This window comes from Bacillus sp. FJAT-27001 (assembly GCF_019039175.1).
Lineage (GTDB): Bacteria > Bacillota > Bacilli > Bacillales > Bacillaceae > Bacillus > Bacillus velezensis.
On the sequence record NZ_JAHOAA010000003.1, the window covers coordinates 693,684 to 718,119 of the forward strand.

Annotated in this window: 25 protein-coding genes and 1 riboswitch; of the genes, 10 read left to right on the top strand and 15 right to left on the bottom strand. The window is 47.9% G+C overall.

Annotated elements, in window-relative coordinates; translation table 11 throughout:
- The first annotated feature begins 311 nt into the window (after window positions 1–311).
- Complete coding sequence (locus BGM27_RS13675) at window positions 312–2,327, top strand: Na+/H+ antiporter (protein WP_007410021.1); 2,016 nt, start codon at window positions 312–314, stop codon at window positions 2,325–2,327.
- Window positions 2,328–2,366: 39 nt separating this feature from the next.
- On the opposite strand, the gene BGM27_RS13680 is transcribed toward BGM27_RS13675, so the two are convergent.
- On the bottom strand, window positions 2,367–2,852 hold the full coding sequence (locus BGM27_RS13680; RefSeq protein WP_020954314.1) for a hypothetical protein: 486 nt from the start codon (window positions 2,850–2,852) through the stop codon (window positions 2,367–2,369).
- A 221-nt stretch (window positions 2,853–3,073) separates the two neighbouring features.
- Here BGM27_RS13680 and BGM27_RS13685 point away from each other — a divergent pair, with 221 nt between their 5' ends.
- Window positions 3,074–3,904, top strand: a complete 831-nt coding sequence (locus BGM27_RS13685) for an aldo/keto reductase (protein WP_007410023.1) — start codon at window positions 3,074–3,076, stop codon at window positions 3,902–3,904.
- 32 nt (window positions 3,905–3,936) lie between these two features.
- Here the strand turns inward: BGM27_RS13685 and BGM27_RS13690 are convergent, their stop codons facing one another.
- From BGM27_RS13690 to modA, 7 genes are all read right to left on the bottom strand, one after another.
- The gene (locus BGM27_RS13690) at window positions 3,937–5,082 is read right to left on the bottom strand and encodes an ABC transporter permease (protein WP_007410024.1); all 1,146 of its coding nucleotides are present in this window, start codon (window positions 5,080–5,082) and stop codon (window positions 3,937–3,939) included.
- A gap of 1 nt (window position 5,083) precedes the next feature.
- Entirely contained in the window at window positions 5,084–6,178 is a 1,095-nt protein-coding gene (locus BGM27_RS13695) for an ABC transporter permease (protein WP_007410025.1), read from the bottom strand.
- A gap of 23 nt (window positions 6,179–6,201) precedes the next feature.
- Window positions 6,202–7,137 carry an ABC transporter ATP-binding protein gene (locus BGM27_RS13700; protein ID WP_007410026.1) on the bottom strand — a complete coding sequence of 312 codons (936 nt, stop codon included), beginning with the start codon at window positions 7,135–7,137 and terminating at the stop codon, window positions 6,202–6,204.
- Window positions 7,138–7,256: 119 nt separating this feature from the next.
- Entirely contained in the window at window positions 7,257–8,360 is a 1,104-nt protein-coding gene (locus BGM27_RS13705) for a sensor histidine kinase (protein WP_032865283.1), read from the bottom strand.
- A 5-nt stretch (window positions 8,361–8,365) separates the two neighbouring features.
- Window positions 8,366–9,013: a response regulator transcription factor gene (locus tag BGM27_RS13710; RefSeq protein ID WP_007410028.1), complete on the bottom strand. Its 648-nt coding sequence runs from the start codon at window positions 9,011–9,013 to the stop codon at window positions 8,366–8,368.
- Between the two features lie 94 nt (window positions 9,014–9,107).
- Window positions 9,108–9,791, bottom strand: a complete 684-nt coding sequence (gene modB, locus BGM27_RS13715; protein ID WP_020954313.1) for a molybdate ABC transporter permease subunit — start codon at window positions 9,789–9,791, stop codon at window positions 9,108–9,110.
- Window positions 9,772–10,569 (bottom strand): molybdate ABC transporter substrate-binding protein, encoded by a 798-nt coding sequence (modA, locus tag BGM27_RS13720; protein WP_007410030.1) that lies wholly within the window; start codon window positions 10,567–10,569, stop codon window positions 9,772–9,774. The genes modB and modA overlap by 20 nt, the downstream gene beginning before the upstream one ends.
- Window positions 10,570–10,686: 117 nt before the next feature.
- On the opposite strand from modA, the gene BGM27_RS13725 reads away from it, so the two are divergent.
- On the top strand, window positions 10,687–11,613 hold the full coding sequence (locus BGM27_RS13725; RefSeq protein ID WP_007410031.1) for a substrate-binding domain-containing protein: 927 nt from the start codon (window positions 10,687–10,689) through the stop codon (window positions 11,611–11,613).
- Window positions 11,614–11,643: 30 nt separating this feature from the next.
- Here BGM27_RS13725 and BGM27_RS13730 read toward each other — a convergent pair whose 3' ends face one another.
- Both BGM27_RS13730 and BGM27_RS13735 read right to left on the bottom strand, forming a co-directional pair.
- Window positions 11,644–13,500: an LTA synthase family protein gene (locus BGM27_RS13730; protein WP_007410032.1), complete on the bottom strand. Its 1,857-nt coding sequence runs from the start codon at window positions 13,498–13,500 to the stop codon at window positions 11,644–11,646.
- Between the two features lie 41 nt (window positions 13,501–13,541).
- Window positions 13,542–14,024 carry a metal-dependent hydrolase gene (locus BGM27_RS13735; protein ID WP_007410033.1) on the bottom strand — a complete coding sequence of 161 codons (483 nt, stop codon included), beginning with the start codon at window positions 14,022–14,024 and terminating at the stop codon, window positions 13,542–13,544.
- Between the two features lie 183 nt (window positions 14,025–14,207).
- Here BGM27_RS13735 and sspJ point away from each other — a divergent pair, with 183 nt between their 5' ends.
- Both sspJ and BGM27_RS13745 read left to right on the top strand, forming a co-directional pair.
- Window positions 14,208–14,348: a small acid-soluble spore protein SspJ gene (gene sspJ / locus BGM27_RS13740; protein WP_007410034.1), complete on the top strand. Its 141-nt coding sequence runs from the start codon at window positions 14,208–14,210 to the stop codon at window positions 14,346–14,348.
- A gap of 122 nt (window positions 14,349–14,470) precedes the next feature.
- Window positions 14,471–14,652: riboswitch (Lysine riboswitch) on the top strand.
- 108 nt (window positions 14,653–14,760) lie between these two features.
- Window positions 14,761–16,173 (top strand): amino acid permease, encoded by a 1,413-nt coding sequence (locus tag BGM27_RS13745; RefSeq protein WP_007410036.1) that lies wholly within the window; start codon window positions 14,761–14,763, stop codon window positions 16,171–16,173.
- Window positions 16,174–16,224: 51 nt separating this feature from the next.
- Here BGM27_RS13745 and BGM27_RS13750 read toward each other — a convergent pair whose 3' ends face one another.
- Both BGM27_RS13750 and BGM27_RS13755 read right to left on the bottom strand, forming a co-directional pair.
- Window positions 16,225–17,139 carry a class I SAM-dependent methyltransferase gene (locus tag BGM27_RS13750; RefSeq protein ID WP_007410037.1) on the bottom strand — a complete coding sequence of 305 codons (915 nt, stop codon included), beginning with the start codon at window positions 17,137–17,139 and terminating at the stop codon, window positions 16,225–16,227.
- 146 nt (window positions 17,140–17,285) lie between these two features.
- Window positions 17,286–18,224 (bottom strand): iron-hydroxamate ABC transporter substrate-binding protein, encoded by a 939-nt coding sequence (locus BGM27_RS13755; RefSeq protein WP_007410038.1) that lies wholly within the window; start codon window positions 18,222–18,224, stop codon window positions 17,286–17,288.
- A gap of 247 nt (window positions 18,225–18,471) precedes the next feature.
- Here BGM27_RS13755 and BGM27_RS13760 point away from each other — a divergent pair, with 247 nt between their 5' ends.
- Genes BGM27_RS13760 through BGM27_RS13770 form a run of 3 tightly spaced genes read left to right on the top strand, consistent with a single transcriptional unit; the run spans window position 18,472 to window position 21,341 of the window.
- On the top strand, window positions 18,472–19,509 hold the full coding sequence (locus tag BGM27_RS13760) for a FecCD family ABC transporter permease (protein ID WP_031378357.1): 1,038 nt from the start codon (window positions 18,472–18,474) through the stop codon (window positions 19,507–19,509).
- Window positions 19,509–20,519, top strand: coding sequence for a FecCD family ABC transporter permease (locus BGM27_RS13765; protein ID WP_007410040.1), 1,011 nt, complete (start codon window positions 19,509–19,511; stop codon window positions 20,517–20,519). The genes BGM27_RS13760 and BGM27_RS13765 overlap by 1 nt, the downstream gene beginning before the upstream one ends.
- A gap of 18 nt (window positions 20,520–20,537) precedes the next feature.
- A complete protein-coding gene (locus BGM27_RS13770; RefSeq protein WP_007410041.1) occupies window positions 20,538–21,341 on the top strand; it encodes an ABC transporter ATP-binding protein in 804 nt (267 codons plus the stop codon).
- A gap of 37 nt (window positions 21,342–21,378) precedes the next feature.
- Here BGM27_RS13770 and BGM27_RS13775 read toward each other — a convergent pair whose 3' ends face one another.
- From BGM27_RS13775 to BGM27_RS13785, 3 genes are all read right to left on the bottom strand, one after another.
- A complete protein-coding gene (locus BGM27_RS13775) occupies window positions 21,379–21,801 on the bottom strand; it encodes a regulatory YrvL family protein (RefSeq protein WP_007410042.1) in 423 nt (140 codons plus the stop codon).
- Between the two features lie 69 nt (window positions 21,802–21,870).
- Window positions 21,871–23,031, bottom strand: a complete 1,161-nt coding sequence (locus BGM27_RS13780) for an oxalate decarboxylase family bicupin (RefSeq protein ID WP_007410043.1) — start codon at window positions 23,029–23,031, stop codon at window positions 21,871–21,873.
- Window positions 23,032–23,148: 117 nt separating this feature from the next.
- Complete coding sequence (locus tag BGM27_RS13785) at window positions 23,149–23,304, bottom strand: YvrJ family protein (RefSeq protein ID WP_007410044.1); 156 nt, start codon at window positions 23,302–23,304, stop codon at window positions 23,149–23,151.
- A 241-nt stretch (window positions 23,305–23,545) separates the two neighbouring features.
- Here BGM27_RS13785 and BGM27_RS13790 point away from each other — a divergent pair, with 241 nt between their 5' ends.
- Together BGM27_RS13790 and rsoA are read left to right on the top strand one after the other, a co-directional pair.
- Window positions 23,546–24,082 carry a sigma-70 family RNA polymerase sigma factor gene (locus BGM27_RS13790; protein WP_087920805.1) on the top strand — a complete coding sequence of 179 codons (537 nt, stop codon included), beginning with the start codon at window positions 23,546–23,548 and terminating at the stop codon, window positions 24,080–24,082.
- A complete protein-coding gene (gene rsoA / locus BGM27_RS13795; protein WP_003151778.1) occupies window positions 24,079–24,315 on the top strand; it encodes a sigma-O factor regulator RsoA in 237 nt (78 codons plus the stop codon). The genes BGM27_RS13790 and rsoA overlap by 4 nt, the downstream gene beginning before the upstream one ends.
- The last annotated feature ends 121 nt before the right edge of the window (window positions 24,316–24,436 follow it).

A 24,436-nucleotide genomic window follows, 5' to 3' on the forward strand; every position in this document is an offset into this window, starting at 1 on the left:
GGTGCGTTCTCTATCCTTTACTAAGCAGCATAAACGCTGCACCGCGTCATGAAACAGATGACGCAGCTTGCGAAAAAGCCTGTTTTCAGAGAAAACAGGCTTTTTCTTTTTCTAGAAAAAATGTAGCTGAAGGCAAAAAAAGTTCGCCGTGAGCACGTTATGAGAAATTTTAAATAAAAACGGGTAAAATAAAAGAAGAATGGTTGCGTGCGGAAAATATATTGAATCTGCCCGATCATCGGCTCCGGCCTTTGGCAAAGGCAGAGAACAGGCAATAATGATATGATGCAGCAGATGAAGGAGGTCATGCTTTGGACATATTTTTAGTCGTACTCGTACTTTTAACCATCATCGCGATCTCAAATATCGTAAATCGGTTTGTCCCCTTTATCCCAGTGCCTCTGATTCAGGTGGCGCTCGGTATCATTGCGGCGTCATTTCCGCAGGGGCTTCATTTTGAACTGAATACCGAATTGTTTTTTGTTTTGTTTATCGCTCCGCTGCTTTTTAACGATGGAAAACGGACGCCGCGTGCGGAACTTTGGAATTTAAGGGCGCCGATTCTGCTGCTTGCGCTCGGGCTCGTGTTTGCCACGGTGATTGTCGGCGGTTACACGATTCATTGGATGATTCCGAGCATTCCGCTGGCTGCCGCGTTCGGGCTGGCGGCGATACTGTCACCGACTGACGTTGTCGCGGTCAGCGCGCTGTCAGGGCGAGTGAAGATGCCAAAAGGCATTCTGCGTCTCCTTGAAGGAGAAGGACTGATGAATGACGCATCCGGCCTGGTCGCTTTTAAATTTGCGATTGCGGCTGCCGTGACGGGCGCATTTTCGCTGGCGCAGGCCGCCTTCAGTTTCGTTCTGATTTCAGCCGGCGGTTTACTCAGCGGTGTCGTCATTTCTTTTTTGATTATCCGTTTCCGGCTGTTTTTGCGCCGCCTCGGCATGCAGGATGTCACGATGCATATGCTGATTCAAATTCTGACGCCGTTCGTCATCTATCTCGCGGCTGAAGAAATCGGCGTTTCCGGCATTTTAGCTGTTGTGGCCGGCGGCATCACGCATGCGGTGGAGCAGGACCGTCTTGAATCAACGATGGTCAAACTGCAAATCGTCTCTTCAAGTACGTGGAATATTATTTTGTTCATTCTGAACGGTCTTGTTTTCGTTATTTTAGGGGCGCAAATACCGGATGTGGTTTCCGTCATCTTTAATGATACCGCGTTTAACAATATGATGGTCATCGGGTACATTATCGTCATTACGCTGACGTTAATGATTCTCAGGTTTTTGTGGGTGCTGTTTTTTTGGAACGGCAAGTGGTTTTTTAACAAGGATCAGAGCATTTATAAACCCGGCCTGCGCTCGACCCTGCTGATTTCGGTTTCAGGCGTCAGGGGAGCGGTCACGCTTGCGGGTTCCTTTTCCATTCCTTACGTGCTCTCTGACGGCTCACCGTTTCCTGAACGGAATTTGATTCTCTTTTTAGCCGCGGGTGTTATTATGTGCACATTGGTGCTGGCGACAATCGTACTGCCGATTTTGACAGATAAGCCGGAAGACAATGTGAAAGAGAAGAAAGTCAAATTGCTGACAGCGAGACGGAAGCTGATAAAAGCTGCCTTAACCGCCATTAAAGAAAATATGAATGAGACAAACAAAACGGCTTCTTTTGCGGTCATTGCCGAATACAATGAGAAAATGAAAAATCTCAGATTTCAGCAGTTCACCGTCAAAAACCGCACGAAAAAAGATGAGCGGAAAGTCCGCGCCCAAGGGATACAGGCTGAACAGGAAGAATTGCTGCGGCTGATTGAGCGGGGCGACATACCGGAAGAAACGGCTGACAGCCTTCAGGAACGGTTTGATGAACTGGAAGTGCTGTATACGAATCCGTTTAAAGTCGGCTTATCTAAGAAAAAGCTGAAACGCCTGATGTACTGGATCTTTTTCGGTGAACATAAAAAGCCGGAAATGACGATTTTAAATGAAGAAGGCCTCATCCGCGCCACAAGGGTTAAAACGGCAAAAGCGGCCATTGAAAGCCTGAAAAAACACATGACCGAAGAAAATAAAGATGTGACGCTTGCCGTCATTTCCTTTTACAATCACCTGATTTTCAGGCTGGGGCACTCGTATCACGAACAGAATCCGAGCCGCCGTTTTGAAAATCAAAAACTCGAAATCAAACTGCGGGCCGTGCAGGCCATCCGCAACGAAATCCAAACATTATTCGAAGAGCGGGAAATTTCCCGCGATATGTCACATGAGCTTCGCCAATACATCAATGATGTGGAAGCGGCCATGCTTGACGGAGATGAATAAATCAAAAAAGTCCGGCATCTGTCGCCGGACTTTTTTTGATTACGGACGATGGAATTCGACGTGATCGCCGTCGCGGTCAAACCAGCCTCTGAAGGCCCAGTTGATCCAGCCGCCATCACCTTTATTGGTGAAGCTTCCGTCTTCAAACACCCAAATGCCGTACGTGATGCCGTCATAAACGGCGGAACCGTAAAACTGAACACCGTTAAAATGATCTTCATATTCCTGGCTTAAATTAAACACCATGACGTTATATTTTTGTCCGGAAGCGTAGAATGAAGATTCCATTAAGTTTTTGACGAAGCCGTCACGGTTTTGCGCCGACTTAATCGCGTCAGCAATCGAATTGCCGATGCCGAGCAGGTCAACGTCAATGTTTAATCCGACATCTTTTGCTGAGACATCTGATGATTGCTGTGCCATGTTTTGAGGGACCGGGTTTTCTTTTGCGGATACAAAGGACAGAGGAGTCAGAGACAAAGCGGCGCCAAGGGCAACGGACATCGGGATACGCATACGTTTCATATGATTTCCTCCTTCAATTGTGTGGTGGCTACAGTAGCGATTTACCCGGACAGTTACCCGGTTAACCGGAATTTTTGAAAAATAGGAAAATAATAACGGAAGTGGTGCTTGGGCACTAAAGATGGTTTTTGTGATGACGATGAGCGTATAATTGGTTTCTTACGGCGGAAATGTGAGATAATAATAACCGTTTACATAATGACTAGAAAGGATGGTTCAACGTGGCAAAAAGCTTAAAAGATACTGTAAAGCTTCATAATGGCGTTGAAATGCCGTGGTTCGGCCTTGGCGTCTTCAAGGTGGAAAACGGAAGCGTAGCGGCGGACTCCGTCGAAGCGGCAATCAGAAACGGCTACCGCAGCATTGATACGGCGGCTATTTACAAAAATGAAGAGGGTGTCGGCGAAGGCATCAGAGCTGCGGGCGTTGCAAGAGAAGAACTGTTCATCACGTCAAAAGTGTGGAATGAAGATCAAGGATACGAAACGACACTTGACGCGTTTGAGAAAAGCCTTGAGCGCCTCGGCCTCGATTACCTCGATCTGTACCTGATTCACTGGCCGGGCAAGGATAAATATAAAGACACATGGCGCGCTCTTGAAAAGCTGTACAAAGACGGCAAAATCCGCGCCATCGGCGTCAGCAACTTCCAAGTGCATCATTTAGAAGAGCTGCTGAAAGATGCTGAAATCAAGCCGATGGTCAACCAGATTGAATTCCACCCGCGCCTGACTCAAAAAGAAGTAAGAGATTTCTGCAAAGCGCAGGGCATTCAAGTGGAAGCTTGGTCTCCATTGATGCAGGGACAGCTCCTCGATAACGAAGTGCTGTCACAAATTGCGGAAAAACATAACAAATCGGTTGCTCAAGTGATTTTGCGCTGGGATCTTCAAAACGAAGTCGTTACCATTCCGAAATCGATTAAAGAGCACCGCATCATAGAAAATGCCGATATTTTTGATTTCGAACTGTCACAGGAAGAAATGGAAAAGATCAGCGCATTGAACAAAGACGAGCGTGTCGGCCCGAATCCGGACGAGCTTCTGTTCTAAGAAAAAACAGCCCTTTACGGGGCTGTTTTTCTTTACATAAATGTCTGTGTCTGACGTTTTACGCTGAACCTGTATGCGGCTATTAATAACAGGGCGGCGGCGAAGGCTCCCAAAATGATGATGTTCAGCATCAGGCTTTGGAACGTGCGGCCTTGCTGCAATTGATCCACCGTATCGAGCACCCAGCGCTGAGGCAGAAATTCGGCGATTGTCTGCACCGTTTTCGGCATAATATTGCCCGGAAAGAAGCAGCCGGCCAGCAAGCATGTCGGCACGACGATCAAATTCAAAAGCGCCGATGCCGAAGCGCTGCTGTTGGAAAAACCGACGGCAATAAAGGCGACCCCGATCGCGCTTAATGCAAACAGCATCATCAGGACGAACAGCTGCCACAGCGGGAATGACGGATGAATATGAAAAGCGGCGCCCATAAAGAGAACGGCGAATAGAATTTGGACGGCCATGATAATGATATTCACCGCCGCGTTCGCCAATACATACTGCTTTGATGTGATCGGCGTTGACAGAAGCCTGTAGTATGTCCTGTTTTCTCTCTCTTTAATCATCAGTTCCGTCAGGTTGCCGGCGGAATAGAGCATAATGATAATGAGATACCCGATGACTGAGTAAGTCATTTCTTTATGGTTCGATGTATCTTGTAAAACAGCGGACTCCGTTTGAATGGGAGAATGCTTGAAATCGGCGTACATCTCCTGAAAGGCCTTTGCGTCTCCGCCGGAGGATTTGCCGATTGAGGCGACGCTGTTCATATAATTGTACAAATAAGAGCTGACATATCCGGTGACCTGGGCGCCTTTCAGCGAGGTCATGCCGATGTGAGACGGTTTCCCGTCTTTTACGCTTTGGGAGAAGCCTTTTTCAAACGTAATGAGCGCCTCCATTTTTCCTGAAGCGATCTTTGATGAGGCGGACGCAGCCGTTTCCTCCGAAATCTTCACATGATCCAGTCCTTTTAAAAACGTGACCGTATCCTGTGCCACTTCTCCGCCGTCTTGATTGAGAATGCCGATATTGAGCGTTTCGGCCCCGCCGTTGGCATTGGTCATGAAGGAGAGGAAGACGCCGATCAGCGGAGCCCCGATATAAAGAATGAGCTGTTTTTTGCTTTTTGTAATCCCTTTGAGAGTGTGCGCAAACAGCCACCAGAAGTTTTTCATATTACAGTCCCTCCCGTCTTTGAAACGTAAATGCGGCGATCAGCAAAAAGAGTGCCGCTAATGCTGTATTTAAACCGAGTGCAGGCCATGCCGCTGATACATCATTTGCGTAAATGATGTTGTTAATCGCCTTATTGATCCAGGATAAGGGCGACAGGGCGGAAATTCCTCCGCCTTCATATTTGTAATAGGCGCCGCCGATAATGGACATCACCTGAACGATGATGACGGTGATTAATCTGGCGCTTTCGGGTTTTCTGGTCAAATAGCTCAGGCTGAGCCCGAAGCTGACGGCCAAAAGAATTTCAGAAACGAGAATCAAAAGCACAAGTCCCATGTGGCTGCCCCAATTCGCTTTCAAGATAAATTTGCTGAAGGCGACAACGGCAAGAATCGTCAGAACATTCACAGCCAAAATGCCGAGCATCTTTCCGAGAAAGATATCGCTTTTCCGGAGCGGGGCGGCGATCAGGCGATCTGCGGTGTGCCGTATTCTTTCCCCGCGGAATAAGGTGCTTGCAAAAATCGAGGCGTACAGCCCGATCATCGTCGTCATGGATATCGCGTAAAAATCTTTCGCTTTCGGTTCTTTCGCTTTGTGTAAAGACGTCTGCTTCATATAATCGCTTTTGATTTGTCCGGCGGAAGGCGCCTTATGCGCCTTGTAAGCGGCGGCGCCTGCTTTGTATTGATTGGTAAAAGCGGTCAGCATGCCTTGGACAATCGTGCCGTTTATGCCGCTCCGGTCATTTGTATAGACTTGAAAACCGGTGTTTTTTACAGTGACGAAAGCATCCGCCTGATTTTCTCGAACCTCGTTTTTGCCTTTTGCCTCCGTGGCCGCTTTTTGAAAATAGACATGCTCTTTTTTTGCGGCTTTCATAAACTCAGTAAAATCATGAGAAAGAGGGCCGTTTGACTGGTCCGTATATACGACCTTGATGTTTCCGACCGTCACCTCTGAATCAAAGGCGTTTGATAATGCCGCAGTGAAAATCAGCATGAAGACGATCGGAAAAGCAAGCATGAAAATAAAAGTCCGTCTGTCGCGGAAACTGATTTTGATTTCTTTCACGGCGATGTGCAGAATATTCATTTGCAATCCTCCTTTCAGTGAGGTCAGTCGCGCAGGCTTCTGCCTGTCAGCGTGAGAAATACCGTTTCTAAGTCAGGGGCCTGTTCCTGCAAGGAGCGGATTTCAATTCCTTTGTCCATGAAGTACCGGATCAGGCGGTTTAAATTGTTGACCCCTGTGTCAGAGCTGATTTTCACGCTGTTTTCTTCCAGTGTGGCGGCTCTGACGCCGGGCAGCTCCTGAATATCGCCGAGGCTGATGCCGTTTCCGGATGACAGCTCAATCACGACGTCCTTCGTGTCGGTAATGATGGAGGTCAGCTGTTCTTTTGTGCCTTCTGCGATGACTTTTCCGTGGTCGATGATGGCGAGGCGCGTGCATATTTCTTCTACTTCCTCCATGTAGTGGCTCGTGTAGATGATCGTGCAGCCCATTTCATTCAGCTTTTTCACTGATTGCAGAATATAATTTCTTGATTGCGGGTCAATGCCGACCGTCGGTTCATCCATGATGATCAGTTTCGGCCGGTGGGCAAGAGCGCACGCAATATTGAGCCTGCGCTTCATTCCGCCGGAAAAATGCTTCGGCAAATATTTGTGTTTATCGCTCAAGCCGACGAATGTCAGGGCTTCCTCGACCCGTTCTTTCAGAGCCGCCCCTCTCAGGCCGTACAGCCCGGCGAAGAACTTCACATTTTCATAGGCGTTTAATTCTTCGTAAATCGCGAGGTCCTGAGGGACGATGCCGATATTCATTTTCGTTGCTTTGCTATATTTGAAAATATCTTTTCCGAGAAACAGAATGTCTCCGCCTGAAGGTTTTAAAAGACCTGAGATCATATTGATCGTCGTGCTTTTTCCGGCTCCGTTTGCGCCGAGAAACCCGAAAATCTCACCTTCTTTTACGGCAAGCGACATCTGGTCAACGGCGGCATAATCACCGAATTTCTTACTCAGCTGTTTGAGCTCCAAAATGTTCATGTTTCCACCTCTATGTCTTATGATGCTCTTATTATAAAAAAAAGAATGAACGGCCGTTAGTGCAGCTGTTCATTCCTTTGACATGAGAATCTTCATATTTTTCACATGAAAACATTCACTTATTCAACCGGAAGCAATGTCGTGACGGAAAAACCGGCCGTGCCGTCAAAAATAACGGTTCCGTGCAAAACGGCCGCCCGTTCTTCCATACCGAGCATGCCGAGGCCTTTTTTAAAGCGGACGGCGCCGTTTCCGTTATCTTTCACTTCCGCTTTCACGGCTTTGTTCAGCACATGGATATCAATGAAGATCTGTGTGGCATCGGCGTATTTCATTGCATTGGTCAAGGCTTCGGTTACGTTTTCCTGAATGACTCTCCAATGCATTTGCGTCAGTCTGTCCAAATCGCCTTGATGCGTAAACGGAACCGGCATCCCGTTTTTGGCCGAAAATTCATCAATAAACGTTCTTAATCTGTGAATGCCCATTTGTTCAGCGGGCGGTTTCATATTTTTAAGCGTAATGCGGATATCCTCTATGCCTTCTTTGGAAATGGTAATGGCGTTTTGGAGCAGTTCAGCCGCTTTGTCCGGATGGGAGCCGAGCATCCGCTTCGCCGCTTCCATCTGAATGAGCGCGCCGGTCATGGAATGGCCGATTTTGTCATGGATGGCTTGGGACAACCTGTTTCTTTCTTCGAGTTTGCCGGTATACTCCGATTGTTTGATATATTCTGTGCTGCTGTGCAGCTGTTTCGTCAGTTTTTCAATGCTTGAGCGCATATTGTCTGACTGCTCTTCATATTTTTTCAGCCGGTCGCTGGACCGGGCGGCCAAAACGAATATCGCCAAGCAGAACAAGGTCATGACGATATAAGTCGGAAGGTCGCCGTACGGGATAAATAAAAACGGCAAAAACACGAGCAGGCAGAACACATAGCGGTGAACCGGATATTCGGCAAGAACCGCAAAAATGGCGGGCGGCAAAAGAAATAGAAACGCCGGATGGCCTAAGGCGGAAAGCCAAGCGGTCAATGCCAGCGCCATGAGGGTGACCCCGCGCCTCCAAGCGGGCGGCCTGATCATGCAGACCGCAATGCCCAAAGACAGATAAGCGAGCAGAAACAAGACGGCGTACGGTGTGTAAGGGCGGTCTGCCGATACAAACAAAAAAGCCGTATAAAAAATGGCGATCAGTCTGCTCATCAGCATCCAAAAATCCATACCGTTCAACGCCCGTTATCCACCTTCCCGGTGATATAATAAATCGCGATCTGCGTTCTGTGCTCAAGCCCTGTTTTCCCTAAAATAGATGAAATATAATTGGCCGTCGTCCCTTCAGAAATGAAAAGCTGTTTTGAAATTTCCCTGTTCGACAGTCCTTTCGCAATAAGCGACATGATGCTGAGCTCTCTTTCAGTAAACTGGCTTTCATCAATCTGATGCGCGGCTTCCGCCGGCCGGAAAAGGCTGTCTTTTATTTTATCCAGCACGGTGTCCTGAAGAATGCTGTGCCCGTTGAAAACGCTTTTGATCGCATCGCGTATCCGTTCCGGTTCGGTATTTTTTAATAAATATCCTTTCGCGCCGTTTTTAATCGCTTCTAAAATATACTCATCGTCGTCAAATGTCGTCAGGATCATCGGCTTCGTATCCGTTTCCTCCGCGATCCGTTTTGCGGCTTCGACACCGTTCATCACCGGCATGCGGACGTCCAGCAAGGCGATATCGACGGGATTGTGTTTACAATACTCTGCCGCCTCGAGTCCGTTTTCCAACGTTGCCGATACAGTAAATTCCTCATATGTATGCAAAATGATTTTCATTCCTTCTCTGATGAAAGAATTATCATCCGCGATAATGACATTAATCTTCATGGCCGCACCCTTTGTGTGTTTTTTGTTTCATTATATACCATCCGATTTTAAATCAAAAAGCCTTCCGGCGAAAGGTGCGCGGAAGGCGGATCGGTCAAGCGGGTTTTTTCAATTGGATGAAAAACAGCATCAGGAAAGAAATGATCACAATACAGATCACCCACACCCAGGCGAGTGTTTCATTGCCGGAGTCCATCGCGACGTAAATCGCTGTCGGCAGCGTTTGGGTGACGCCGGGAATATTTCCCGCAAACATTAAAGTCGCCCCGAATTCACCTAGCGCCCTTGCAATACTGAGAATGCTTCCGGTCAAGAGGGAGGGAAAGGCAAGCGGGACGGAAATACGGGTGAACACCTGCCATCTGCCGGCTCCGTCTACTTTCGCCGCTCCCTCGGTGTCAGCATCAACCGCGGCGAAGCCCGTTTTAGCGGACTGATACATAAGCGGGAAGGCGACAATGGCCGAAGCGATCACCGCGGCCGACCACGTGAAAATGACGGGCTGGTGAAAAATCCGCTCAATCGCCCGGCCGATAAAGCTGTGTTTCCCGAAAATAATAATGAGAATGAAGCCGACAACGGTAGGCGGAAGAACGAGCGGGAGCATAAACAGGGTCTCCACAGCCGTTTTTCCGGGAAATCGCGCTTTCGCCATCCAGGCGCCGGCAAGCGTCCCGAGAATGATGACGGCGATGCCTGATGCCAAAGCCACCTGAAACGACAGTACGACGGGAGTGAAAAACTCCGAAGCCGTAATGTTACTTGGCAGTAAATCCATATTTCTTAAACACTTTCATCGCTTTATCTGACTGCAGATACTGATAAAACGCTTCTGCTTCTTTACGGTGCTTTGTATCCTTGACGATGCCGAGCGGATAAACGATCTGATCGTGCGTTTTCGCCGGCGCTTCATCGGTGATTTTCACCTTTTTCGAAATCAGCGCGTCTGTTTTATAGACAAGCCCGGCATCGACATTTCCGGTTTCAACATAAGAAAGCACCTGGCGAACGTCTTTTGCATAGACGACTTTATCTTTTACCTTGTCCCACAGGGATAATGCCGTCAATGACTGTTTGGCGTATTGTCCGGCCGGAACGGATTCAGGCGTGCCGAGCGCGATTTTTTCCGCGCTGTCTTTTTTCAGGTCATTCAGATGTGTCAGGTGTGCGCTGTTTTTCTCAGGTACGATCATGACGAGATCATTTTTCAAAAGATCCGTGCTGTCCTTTTTGTCGATATCTCCGTCATGAACGAGCTTTTCGAATTTATCTTCGGCTGCCGAGAAGAATAAATCAGCTCCCGCGCCTTGTGAAATTTGTTTTTGCAATGTGCCTGATGATCCGAAGTTGTCTTGAATGGTTACGTTTGAATGTGATTTTTCGTAGTTGGTCTGGATTTCTTCAAGTGCATCCTGAGCGCTGGCTGCCGCAGAAACGGTCAGCGTGACTTTTTCGTTTTGTCCGCCCTTGGACGATTGTCCGGATGAGCAGCCCGCAGTTGCCAGGAAAACGGCCATAGCCGCAGTTGTGAGTAGTGTCGCTTTCTTTTTCAACATTGTGCACCCCTTATAGCTAAATATCATTAGATCAAACTAATTATAACGCAATTGTACGTGATGGTGCGGTTTTTTTTCAATATCTGAACAGTTATAATAAAAACGGAGCGTGATAATATGACAGAAGCCACTTCCTATACAATAGAAGAAGTTGCGGGCCTTTTGAAGGTCTCCAAACTGACAGTATATGATTTGATAAAAAAAGGACTCATTCCGGCGTACAGGGTCGGAAGACAGATGAGGGTCGATGAAGAGGACTTAAAACAATATAAAGCAAACATGAGAATGTCAAAAAAGCCATCCGCAGCAGAAGCGCCTGACCCGTCCCGCGGGCGGGAGCCGGAAAAAAGGCAGTCCGTTATCATCAGCGGGCAGGATGTGTCGATGGACCTCCTCAGCAAACAGCTGGAACAAACAATACAGGCGGCTCCGCTCCGCAAGTACAGCGGCAGTTTGAACAGCCTGATCGAGATGTACCGCGGGGCCTGTGACATCGTCAGTCTGCATTTATACGATGGGGAGACGGGGCAGTATAACATCCCGTACGTGAAGCGCATTCTTTCAGGGGAGCCGTTTGCGCTTTTTCATGTCGTGCTTCGGCAGGCCGGATTATATGTGAAAAAAGGTAATCCGCTGAACATTCAGGGTTTTCAGGACATGAGCCGAAAAGATGTCCGCATCGTCAATCGCGAAAAAGGATCAGGCGCGAGGGTGCTGCTGGATGAACAGCTCAGATCTTTCGGCATTACGCCGTCTGATGTCGCCGGCTATCATGACATTGTCACGGATCATCTGTCAGCGGCTTCACAAGTATCAAGCGGAAAGGCGGATATCGGAGTCGGGTCGCAGCATGCGGCGCATATGGCGGGCACGGACTTTATCCCGGTGATCAGTGAGCAGTACGATGTGGTCGTCTTAAAACAAAACCGGGAGCTTGTTCAAAGCGTGCAGGACATTCTTAATTCTGAGGAATTCAAGTCCCAGCTTTCTCAATTATCCGGATATGATACGAAAATGACCGGACGGCTTATATATGAAACATGAGAAATCCCTCCATATAACGGAGGGATTTTTTTATTGCTTATAAAACCGCAGCAGGTCGCCGTTTAATATTTTATCGGAAAGCATCAGCTCTTGTTCCGCTTTTTCTTTCTCATCGCTGCACGCGCTCATGTCAGAAAGCGGTTCACCCGTTTTACGGCTGTAACACGTATTTTTCGTATAAATATGATCATCCGTGATAAAGCTGCCGTTTCTCAGCACCGCAAACGGGGTCCGCTCTCCGGAAAACAGATCATTGCCGAACTGAATGCTGCCTTTCGTTTCAATGCCGAGCAGGTGAAGCAGCGTCGGCCTTACATCAACCTGTCCCGCGGCGGAAGCAATCGTTTCCGGCTCACGGTCGGTCACCCCGGGAATATGAATGATAAACGGCACGCGCTGAAGCTGAACCGTATCAAACGGAGTGATTTCCTCTTTCCCTAAGAATTCGGCAAGTCCTTGATTATGGGCTTCGGATATACCGTAATGATCTCCCATCAGGACGATCATCGCGTTGTCATACAGTCCTTCTTTTTTCAGCTTCTTGAAAAAGTGTTTCAGGGCCTCATCTTCATAGCGGACCGTCGTCACGTAGCGGTTTAATAACTCGCTGCTTGTGTCCGGTTCCTCAATGAGCTGATCCTGTTTATCAATTTCAAAAGGAAAATGGTTGGTCAAAGTCAGCAGGCTCGCGTAAAACGGCTGCGGAAGCTTCTTTAATTTTTCCGCTGACTGTTCGAGAAATTCCTTATCCTTCAGGCCCCAGCCTGTTGAATTTTCCTGTGTCACCTTAAATTCATCCGCGTCGAAAAAACGGTCGATTCCGAATGCCCCGTACATCTCATCCCGGTTCCAAAAGGCCTTATGATTGGCATGCAGAACGGCTGAATAGTATTGACGGTCTTTTAACATATGGTACATCGTATTGAACCGGTGGCCGCTTTTTGTGAAAAAAACGGCGCCGCTTGAAGACGGATACAGCGAATTCGCAGTAATGAATTCTGAATCTGAGGTTTTTCCCTGTTCAGTCTGCTGATAAAAATGAGTGAAGTCATAACTTTTTTTCCGCAGTTTATTTAAAAACGGGGTAATCTCCCGCCCGTTGACCCGCTCATCCATTACAAAACGCTGTGTTGATTCGAGCGTAACAAAAATCACATTGCGCCCCTTTGCGAGCCCGAACTTTGATTCGGACGGCCTGCTGTAGTCGGCTTGAGTGTAATTCGCGACCGCCGCAAGGCTGTCTTCGTCGGCAAACGCTTTAGCCCCTGCATTCAGCGTCTGCGAAATGGTGTCATACAAATGAAAGTGGAACAGGCCGATTCCTTTTACGAGCGCTTCACGATCAAAAGGGTGCTTGAACAGCTTCGGCTGCTCAGCCTCAGACAGCGCAAGGTTGCACAGCATGAGGCCGGCTGATGCCCACGCATACGCTTTAACGGTACGGGTGCTGGCTTTACCTTTACCAGCTTTATGCCTTTTACCAAGATAAAACAAAACCGCAATATCCAAAAATAAAGCGATATAAAGCGGGTGAAACAGCTCTTGGACGCTGCTTCCCATATCACCCATATTGCTCGCCTGAAACAAAACCGGTATGGTGATAAAATCAATATAAAACCCGTAAAACACCGTATTCGCGATTAAAATTCCCGTCAGCATCACATTTGCCGAAAGCAGAAAGATCCGCTGTTTTTTTTCTGTCAGCAGCAGGGCGATGCCGAACAGCGGCACAATGAAGCTCAGCGGATTAATGAGAAGCAGACATTCCTCAAGAACCGAATTGTTCTGCAGATCAAAACCGAGCTTATAAACGGCATAGGTTTTCATCCACATGAACAGGATGGACAGGCATAAAAACCGATGATTGCTGAAAAAGGTTTTCTTCATATGTATGACTCCTCACCCTAAAAGCGAAAGATGCTTTTTGTTTAAGAGATGCGGCTGTGAACCAGTTCGTATAAATAATAGCAGGATACAATCGTTAAGCCGGCCAGCACAAGCTGCTCCGAAAAACTCCCCGTTCTCATATAAAGGGGAAGACGGAAGCGGATGGCGGACGGAAACAGCAGTTTAATGCCGTTGACGGTCCATGCGTCAAGCACAAGATGGCTCGCCATTCCGATCATCAGTCCGGCGGAAATGCTCGGATTCGGAATATAGGTTGCCGTAATGAAAAACATAATAAGCATAAACAGCAGGCTGTGTGTAAACGTTCTGTGGCCGAACACCGTGCTTACGATTTTGGACAGAACGGGCAGCGTCCTGCCGATTTTGCTTTTCGTATGGCATATGTCGGGAATCAGCGCCCCGAGGGCACCCGCTGAGGTCATAAGGACCGGATCATACCCGTAATAATACGCAATTGCGGAACAAGAAGCGATGCCTCCCATGATGTGTGTTTTTCCTGTCATTTTTCGCTTCTCCTTTTTATTTTTGCCAAAATCCCCTGAATTACAAATATATCAAGAGAATGCATGTTTGATCAACAAACTTTACCTGTTCCGCCAAAAGGAAGGAGACGCGGATTCCGCATATTCTGCCGCGGAAAAAGACACATTATAGGTGTACCTATATTTGATAAAGAGGTGATACAGATGGCTTTCTTTAACAAAGAAAAAGGAAAAAACAGCGATAAAAACAAAAACGTCATTCAAGGCGCGCTTGAAGACGCCGGTGCAGCTCTGAAAGACGATCCGCTTCAAGAAGCTGTTCAAAAGAAAAAAAACAACCGCTGACCATATAAGACGGGTAGGGCGAACGCTCTATCCGTTTTCCATCTAATTTTTCCCTTTGACAGATCTTTTTATCTCTGATAACCTCTGAGTAGAATTGAATGATAAAAATCCTCACTCTTTCTCGGTGAGGTAGAGGTTGCGCTTGATGATGAGTCGCACATGCCAGGCTGATAGGGGGCCGCAAAACATGTGTTAAAGGCATCAGCGCCGAAGTGTAAAGAAAGCCGATCCTTCTTTATGCTGGGACTGTATCTGAATAAGTGCAGGACTGCCGCGTGCTTTTTCGCGGAGGGCTATCCGGAGATCAAGGGTGTGTGTTTCTTTAAGCATGGACTTTTGTTCAGGCTTTTTTTGCGTGTAAATATGGTCTCGGGGTCTGGTCCGTACGAATGAACAACCAGGAGGTACAGGAATGGAACAGACGAAAAAATGGGGTTTTTGGTTATTAACGGCGTTTGTCGTAGGAAATATGGTAGGCTCGGGCATCTTTTCGCTTCCGAGTACGCTCGCAAAAATCGCGAGCCCGTTCGGCGCTACATCAGCATGGCTTTTAACGGGAGCCGGTGTGTTAATGATCGCGCTGGTCTTCGGCCACTTATCCATCCGCAAGCCTGAGCTGACGGCGGGGCCGCAAAGCTATGCGCGTGCGCTGTTCAGCGATCGGAAAAAAGGGAATGCAGCGGGCTTCACGATGGTGTGGGGCTACTGGGTGGCGAGCTGGATCAGCAACGTGGCGATCATCACGAGCCTTGCCGGATATTTAACATCATTTTTCCCGATTTTAACGGATAAGCGTGAAATGTTTTCGATCGGCGGTCAGGCGGTTACGCTCGGCCAGCTGCTGACGTTTGCCGTATGTACGGTTTTATTATGGGGCACTCACACGATTCTCGTCACCAGCATTAACGGTGCGAGTAAATTAAATTTTGTCACGACGTTTTCAAAAGTATTAGGATTTATCTTCTTTATCATTGCAGGTTTATTTGTGTTTCAAACGTCGTTTTTCGATCATTTTTATTTTCCGGTTCAAACAGGTCCTCACACAGTTGAGGGAATCGGCGGACAGATCCACAATGCGGCGATTTCAACATTATGGGCGTTCGTCGGAATTGAATCGGCAGTCATCTTATCCGGGCGCGCCCGTTCGCAGCGCGATGTGAAACGCGCCACCATTACCGGATTATTGATCGCGCTTGGCATCTATATCATCGTGACATTGATTACGATGGGCGTGCTTCCGCATGGTAAGCTTGTCGGCTCGGAAAAACCGTTTGTTGACGTATTGTACGCGATCGTCGGCAATGCGGGAAGCGTCATCATGGCGATTCTGGCGATTTTGTGTCTGTTCGGAACGATGCTCGGCTGGATTCTTCTCGGCTCTGAAGTTCCGTATCAAGCGGCGAAATCAGGAGACTTTCCCGCTGCTTTTGCAAAAACGAATAAACAGGGAAGCCCGGTTGTGTCGTTAATCGTAACGAACGTGATGTCACAGATCTTTATCTTTTCAGTTATTTCCCGGACGATCAGTGACGCGTTTACGTTTTTAACGACGGCGGCGACGCTCGCTTATCTGATTCCGTATCTCGTATCAGCGTTTTACAGCCTGAAGCTCATTTTTACGGGTGAAACGTATGACGAGATAAAGGGCTCAAGAGTAAGAGACGGTATCATCGCCATCCTTGCCTGCATTTATTCTTTTTACGTCATTATTACCGGAACGGCCGATTTAACGACCTTTATTCTCGGTATCGGGCTGTTTTTCGTCGGTTTGCTGTTATATCCTTTCGTCTCAAAGAAATTTGCAAACAACAGACAATCGGTATGACAAAAAGACATCTCACGTCTGTGAGATGTCTTTTTTGTTTGCGGCAGCGGGTTACGTTTTGACGGCGTGTATATAATGAATGGTCTCGAATGCGGTTAAATGGTCAGTGCGTCCGCTGAAAAAACGGTCATTGACGTCCGCCGGAGATAAATGTTCATAAATAAGCAGACCTGATGATTCTAATATTTTTTCGATTTCTTTATAACTGAAACACGATAACATCGGTTCTCCGCTTGCTGCAGCCATTTTCACCATGTTTTCCACTCTGTTTGACAGTCCTCTTTCTTCAAAAAGGGACTCATCTGCATAATCAAACACGATAGAGCTTCCCGGCGGGACTTCAGCAAATAATTGTGTGAGCAGGCGGGCGAGATGCTTTTTCGTAAGATAGTATGACACACCGAGCAGGCTGAAAAAGGTTTTTTGGCGTGAAAAACCTTCCTGATACAGACGGCTGAAAGAAAGCGAAGCGGCGAAGTCCATCGGTACAAAATGAAGATGATGGGAAATGTCGAGATTCAGATGTTTCAATCTGTTTATTTTGTCTTCCTGTGAAGCGGGATGATCGATTTCAAATATGTCTAAGGCGTTTGTCACCTCAGGATGCCTGAAACAGAAAGTATCCAGCCCCGCGCCAAGGATGACATACTGTTTGGCCCCGAGCTTCACTTCATTCAAAAGCACTTCTTCACAATATGCGGCACGGGCTAACGGTGTAGGAGACAGCTGGACTTGAGTCACCCATTTTAAGATGTCATCCGGTTGGCCTTGAAGCCTCTGGGCCATGTCTTTGCTGAAAAATGATATACCTTGAATCAGATGATCGCGAATGTCCGAATGCTCTTTTTCGGAAATCAGATCTTGTGCCATAAAATCATCAAATATCACCGGGGTGTCGTATTTACTGTGGTACGCCCTTCCGAAAGCAGACAGCAGGGAAGTCATACCCGCCTTGTTTTCTTTCATATAAAGATCCTCCGTTTTGTACATCAATCTCCGGCCGGGAGAATCTTATTATACACGTTAATCCAAAAATGTAAATTATAGCATAAACGAATTTTTTTGTCAAGTTTTAAGCGTAATAAAAAGCCGCTGTGACAGCGGCTTCGGGATTACTTCGTTAAGCTTTTTGTGATGTAGTCAAGCTGGCCTTCAAGTGAGATCGGGTCTGAGAAATAGAAGCCGATCGGATCAATGCGGTAGACATGGTTTTGTTTGACGGCATCGAGGTTCTTCCAGATTGAGCTGTCAAGCACGCCTTTGTCGTCACCGCCGGCCTGCCATGGCCCCATAAAGATGTAGTCTCCCGCGAAGTCAGGCAGTTTCTCGAGTGAAATGCTGGCGTAGCCCGGTCCTTGATTAATGGCTTTTTCCTGCGTCAGTTTTGTGGCCTTCAGCCCGAGTTTGTCATAAATGATGCTTCCGCCGCGGCCGAAGTCTTTACCGAATACATAGATGTCTTTTCCGTTTGTCTGCATGATGGAGATGGTTTTTGAGCCGACCGCTTTTTGAACCTTTGTTTTAGCGGCAGCGGTTTTCTTATCCCATTCAGCCAGCCATTTGTCTGCTTTATCTTCAGTGCCTGTCATTTTCGCAAACTCTTTGAATTGATCAATGTTGCTGAGCTTGTCATATTTAATGGCGATGGTCGGCGCGATTTTTTCCAGTTTTTCAATATCGGCGCCTTGTGTCGTCCAGACAACGATTAAATCCGGCTTTAAGTCAATGATTTTTTCAACGGACGTGCCGTCGCCGATGTTTGTCACACCTTTTGTTTTCCCTTTGTAATAAGGGTTTTTAAATACGTTTTGCGGCGCGCCGACAATATTGATGCCGAGCTGTTTAAAGTCGCCGTAGTAGCCGTCAGCCATGACGACGACCCGTTTCGGGTGCTTCGGAATTTTAATATTGCCGTTTTCGGCTTTATACGTGATGGTTTCTTCTTTTTCAGAAGAACCTTTCGAGTCTGAAGAATTGCCGCATGCGGCCAAAGCGGCGATGAGCAGCATGGCAATCAGCGCTGCGCCGATTTTCTTGTATGTATGGAACATCTGACATTCCTTCTTTCATGAGTATTAGTGATAAAGAGAATCATTATCAGTGTGATTATATCACTGCTTTCATAGAGAAGCACGCTCTTTTTTAAGAAAAACTTTCTTTTTTTATATGAAATTAGGTCTATTAAAAGAGAAGATAAAAGTGCTATACTGAAACAAGTCATTGATAATCATTATCATTACCATTCTTGTTTTGAGAAAGGAAGAACGAGTGTTGGGTCTATTGAAAAAGAAACAGACAATGACGGCTCTAGGGGCATCAGGGAGTGAAATCCAGTGGACGGCGCGTTCATTCAGAGCGGCTGTGCTGCTGTGTGCCGGGATTGCGGTTTTATTGATCGGCGCGGCCCTGTCTGTTTCCATCGGAGCTGCCGATATTCATCTGCGGACGGTGTGGGATGCTCTCTTTCACTTTCAGCCGCAAAATACATCTCATCAAATCATACGCGATCTGAGGCTGCCGAGAACCGCCGCCGCCGCGCTCGTCGGGGCTTTTTTAGCTGTGTCCGGGGCGATTATGCAGGGGCTGACGCGGAACCCGCTTGCTGAGCCTTCCATTATGGGCGTGACGTCGGGGTCAGGATTTGCGATCGCATTGGCGTTTGCTTTTTTTCCGGGCCTGTCTGCGGCGGGACTTGTTTTGTGGTCCTTCGCGGGAGCGGGAATCGGAGCGCTTATTGTGTTTGGCATCGGCCTGTTTTCAAAAGGCGGTCTGACACCGGTGAAGCTCGCGCTGGCCGGTACGGCAGTCGGCTATTTCTTAACGGGGCTTTCAAGCGCGATTGCGATCCGTTTTGATGTCGCCCAGGATGTGAAGTTCTGGTATGCCGGAGGAGTTGCTTCCGTGAAATGGGAAGGCGTGCAGCTGCTGTTGGCGGTCGGGGTTATCGGACTTTTGCTGGCATTTCTGATTGCGCGCTCAGTGACGGTGCTGAGCTTGGGTGAGGAGCTGGCCAAAGGGCTCGGGCAGTACACATCGCTTGTGAAAGTAATCGGAATGTTTGTCGTTGTCCTCTTGACGGGGGCTTCAGTCTCAGTCGCCGGAGCCATTTCTTTTATCGGCTTGGTGATTCCGCATATCACCCGATTTTTAGTCGGGGTAGATTACAGGTGGATCATTCCCTGTTCGGCGGTATTCGGCGCCGTTCTGTTAGTCTTCAGTGATATTGCCGCAAGACTCGTCAATGCGCCGTTTGAAACACCGGTCGGCGCTTTAACCGCCCTTATCGGCGTTCCCTTTTTCTTTTATTTGGCGCGCAGGGAAAGGAGAGGGCTGTAATGAATGTAAAATCGAAAAAACCGCTGGCGGTCATGGCCGTTACGTTTTTGCTCATATGCATCGTCTTTTTTATCAGCTTAAACATGGGCGTGATCCGGATTGCGCCTCTTGATACGCTACGTGTCTTTTTCGGACAAGGGGATGCCCGGGATCAGCTCGTTTTATTTGAATTCAGACTGCCGCGCATGGTGCTGTCATTGCTGGTCGGCGCCGGAATCGCGGTTTCAGGCGCGATTTTTCAAAGCGTGTCTCAAAATGACTTGGCGGAGCCGGGCATTCTCGGGATTAACGCCGGGGCGTCTTTGGCGGTCGTTCTGTTTATCTTCTTTTTCCAAGGATCAGCTGCTGATTTAAGCATGGCCGGTACATGGCTGCTTCCGGTGAGCGCTTTGGCGGGGGCTTTTCTGGCTGCGCTGCTCATCTATGTGCTGGCTTGGAAAAAAGGCGTTTCACCTGTCCGGCTCGTTTTGGTCGGGATCGGCGTCAATGCGGGGTTTAATGCGCTTCTCTTGATTTTTCAGCTGAAAATGGACCCGCGGGATTTCATGCAGGCGCTTGTATGGATTTCCGGTTCGATTTGGAACGCCAATTGGAAAATGGTGCTGTCCATTTTGCCGTGGCTGCTGGTTCTTTTACCGTTCAGCCTCTATAAAGCCAGATATTTAAATGTGCTCCAGCTCGGTGATCAGCTGGCGGCGGGGCTTGGCACCCGGGTTGAAAAGGAGCGGCGCGTTCTGCTGATGTGCGCCGTTGCCCTGACCGCGTCATGTGTTGCGGCAGCCGGCGGAATCGCTTTTCTCGGACTCATTGCGCCGCATTTGGCCAGAAGGCTTACCGGACCGCGCCACCAGACGCTTATCCCGGTTTCGGCTTTAATCGGAGCATTTTTATTTCTGCTTGCCGATACGCTGGCGAGAAATGTGCTTGCACCGTCCGAAGTTCCCGTCGGCCTGGTGATTTCCGTGCTCGGAGCGCCGTATTTTGTATATTTGCTGATGAAAACGAAATAGAGGAAGGAGACTGCCGCGATGAACTCATTATCGGCGGAACAGCTTACTGTCGGTTATGGCGACCGTTTGATAGCGAAAGAATTGGATATCGCCGTCCCGAAAGGAAAAATTACAACACTGATCGGTCCGAACGGCTGCGGAAAATCGACGGTTCTCAAAACGATGTCAAGAATCATGAAACCGAAATCCGGCGCCGTCTATTTAAACGGACAGGCGATCATGCAAAAATCCACGAAAGACATCGCCAAGGAAATGGCAATTCTTCCGCAGACGCCTGAAGCGCCGAGCGGGCTGACGGTGTACGAACTTGTTTCTTACGGCAGGTTTCCGCATCAGTCCGGAATGGGCCGTTTGAGTGATAAAGACCGTGACATGATCAAATGGGCGCTTGAAGAGACGGGGATGGCCGAATTTTACGACCGGCCGATCGAAGCGCTTTCCGGTGGGCAGCGGCAGCGTGTGTGGATCGCCATGGCGCTCGCTCAAGAAACGGAGCTGCTGCTTCTTGATGAACCGACCACTTATTTAGATCTCGCCCATCAGCTTGAAATTTTGCAGCTGCTGGACAAATTAAACAAGGAGCAGGGCCGCACCATTTTAATGGTCATTCATGATCTGAACCATGCCGCCCGTTTTTCCCATTACATGATCGCCCTGAAAAAAGGGCGCGTCATCAAGGAAGGAACGGCGGAGGAAGTCATGACTCCCGGCATATTGAAAGACGTTTTCCAAATTGACGCACAGATTGTAAAAGATCCGCGCACGAACAAACCGGTCTGCTTAACCTACGATTTAATCCGGCATGAAAACGCAACGGTATGATGAAAAAAAACGCAGAGCCATTCCGGCCTGCGTTTTTTTATTGCGCCCGGGGCTGCTTTTCTCCGGAGACGCATTTATCCAAAACGAAAAAAACCCCCGCCACAATCAGCTCCTCCGTCGTTGACAGCCAAATCTTTTCAATCAGTTTATCCGTCGTATACGCGGTCATCCAGAGGAACAGCAGCTGAACGGTGCTGGCTAAAAGGAGAAAAGGCAGCCTGCCCGTCCCAAAAAAGGTAAAGCTATGTATCATCAGCCGCTCAAGCGGTTCAAAACATAAACCGAGAAGAATAAAAAGCACGGAAAAAAGCAGGACGTACGCCATCGATCCGTAGCTCGTCCCGGCTAATGAAAATACGGCCATCATCACCATAAAATACCCGAATAATACGGCAGCGGCTGCCAGGGCATACCGAAGCACATGAAGAAAAAACATTTTCGTCCCGTTTTGATTGATCATCTGTTCAGCTCCTTTTCACACAGAGGAGACTTGCAGAGACGGAACTCTGCAAGCCGGTGTGTATCTTCTTCAGCATTTCTTTTTGACGACAGGGTGTTTCTCTTTTGAAAGAATATCCGTAAAGTCTTTGCCCAGATCCAGATGCTGCTGGACGAATTTCTCAGGAAGCATGGCAAGCCATTGGTTCAGGGACACATCGGCATAGTGGTCATCCTTGAAGATTTCCAGGAAGACGAGCGGCTCATCTCCCAAATTCTCCACATAGTGGCCCATTGCGAACGGGACGTAACCGACATCCCCGGCCTGATAGTTAAATGTTCTCGCATGGCCGTCCGATGCAAAAACCGTCATCCGTCCTTTACCGGAAATATAATACTGCCATTCATGCGTGTTCGGATGCCAGTGCAGCTCTCTCATTGCGCCCGGTTCGACCACGACAAGCGCTGAAGCGATCGTTTTGGACACTTTGAAGTTTGTGGAATCCGCGATATATACTTTGCCGCCATCCGTCTCAGCAGTCGGACCTTCATCCAGCAGGCGGTAAGTGAACGGATAAGGCACTTCACCGTTCGGGCCTTCCACAATGTCATCTTTCAGCTTCCCGGGAACCGGCTCTTCAAAGATATATTTTTCTTTCCCGGGCAGGCCGGCGAGGTCTTTTTCTGAAACCCCGAAGTTGTTGGCGATGACATCAAGCGGTGTGTGGGCAAGCCAGTCAGTCACTTGGAATGTGCTGTTTTCTGAGAAAGAACCGTCATCAAAAACCAAGAGGAATTCACAGCCTTCTTTCAGCGCCTGAATGGAGTGCGGCAGGCCTGACGGGAAGTACCACAGATCTCCTTCCTTCACGTCATCGATAAAACTGCGTCCCTGTTCATCAACAATCGTGACCCGCGCTTTGCCCGTCAGCATATATGCCCATTCCGCTTCTTTATGCCAGTGCAGCTCACGGATGGCGCCCGGTTTTAAACGCATGTTGACAGATGCCAGATTCTCAGAAATCGGCAGCTCGCGAACGGTCACCTCACGCGCGTATCCGCCCTTTTCCAGCCGGTTGTGCACATCTGAGAAAGAGAATTTCATATTATCCACTGTGCCGTGATCCGTTTCCGGCGGCGTCAGCATATCCGGATTTTGGCGGTCTCTTTCAAGGTTGCGCGGAATCGTGACGGTCGCCCCTTTGTCTCCTCTGATCGGCTGCGGGATATTGCAGTTGTTTTCTTTTGACATGTAAATCGTCTCCTCTCAAGCTTTGTTTTTTCAGAAAGAGAATGTGAAAGGCCTTTCGTTTTCCCTTCTGCTTTGTTAAGTGATGCGTTCCGATGAAAAGTCAACTTCGTGTGAAAATTAATTTTTCATTTTCTGATCTTTCAGTTCCGTCATCAGTTCGATCAGGGCGTCAAACTTCTTCTCAAACCGTGTGAGAAGATACATGGCAATCAGAGCCGGAAAGCCGAGATTGCCGAGCTGTCTGACCGCTTCTTCTATAAAAACCTGATCCATTATCAGCCACCTCCTGACTTGACCTGCAGTCATGTATATAAGTGAAAGAAAGAGCGGCTCCTGTAAACCTGATATCGCGGTTGAGGGTCTTTTTTTGTTCCGGAAAATCCGGGACATAAGGAGTGCGGAATCTTAGTCGGAAAGGAGTAGTTTACTTTTTTTTGCTTTCTTTCATTTAATTTAAATAGGGGGCGGTTTTATGGACTATCAAGTTCTTTTACGGTCAAAATGCAAGGAAATTATGAAACATCCGATCGTTAAACATTTTTTAAGTGACCCAAAGCATTACGAGAAATTTAAAAATGTGCTGGAACATTCAGACGAGAAGGATGCAAAATCACTGGACGACCATTTTAAACAGTTTTATAAGGAAATCCGGATCATCAAATATATGAACTCTATGATCCGGATTTTCTCCATCGATTTTGACAAGCGCATCCGTAAAAATCAGAAGCGCTATCCGCTGACGGTGGATCAGCCGGAGGGAGGTGAAGCGCTTCCCTATGAAATGGGAAAAGACGCGTATGAAGAGTTTCTGCGGAAGCAGGGGGATTTGAGCCAGCATGTCCAAAACCGTGATTTATACGAAGCGCTTCAGACGTTAACCGATAAACAAAAAAGCGTGCTGACGAATATTTATCTTCACGGAGCGACGATGAAGGAGATTGCCGAGTCGCTGGGTGAATCACGGCAGAACATTTCCAATATTCATAAAAAAGGGCTCGACAATCTCAGAAAGCAGCTGGACAAGCAAAAAAAGGGGGAAAATAAGCAGTGAACGGGCCATTTGACTTCAACAAAGAGAACACAGATACCGACGAAATGGAACTTTTGATTTCGCGTTTTTCGCCAATGATAAAAAAAAAACTGAGCAATACATCATACCAGGAAAGAGAAGATCTTGAACAAGAATTGAAGATTAAAATAGTTGAAAAAGCGGACATGCTGTTATGCCAGGAAGTGCCGGGTTTTTGGGAATTTATTCTTCATCTTATAAATGAAAGCTCCTGACAAAAGCGGCGGAATGATGGATATTCCGCTCTGACAACGTGAGAAAAACGAGAAGAGATGTCCGGTCTCGTTTTTCTTTTCTGTTTCCCCGCAAGACCTCCGCACTAAAAAGGTACCAAAT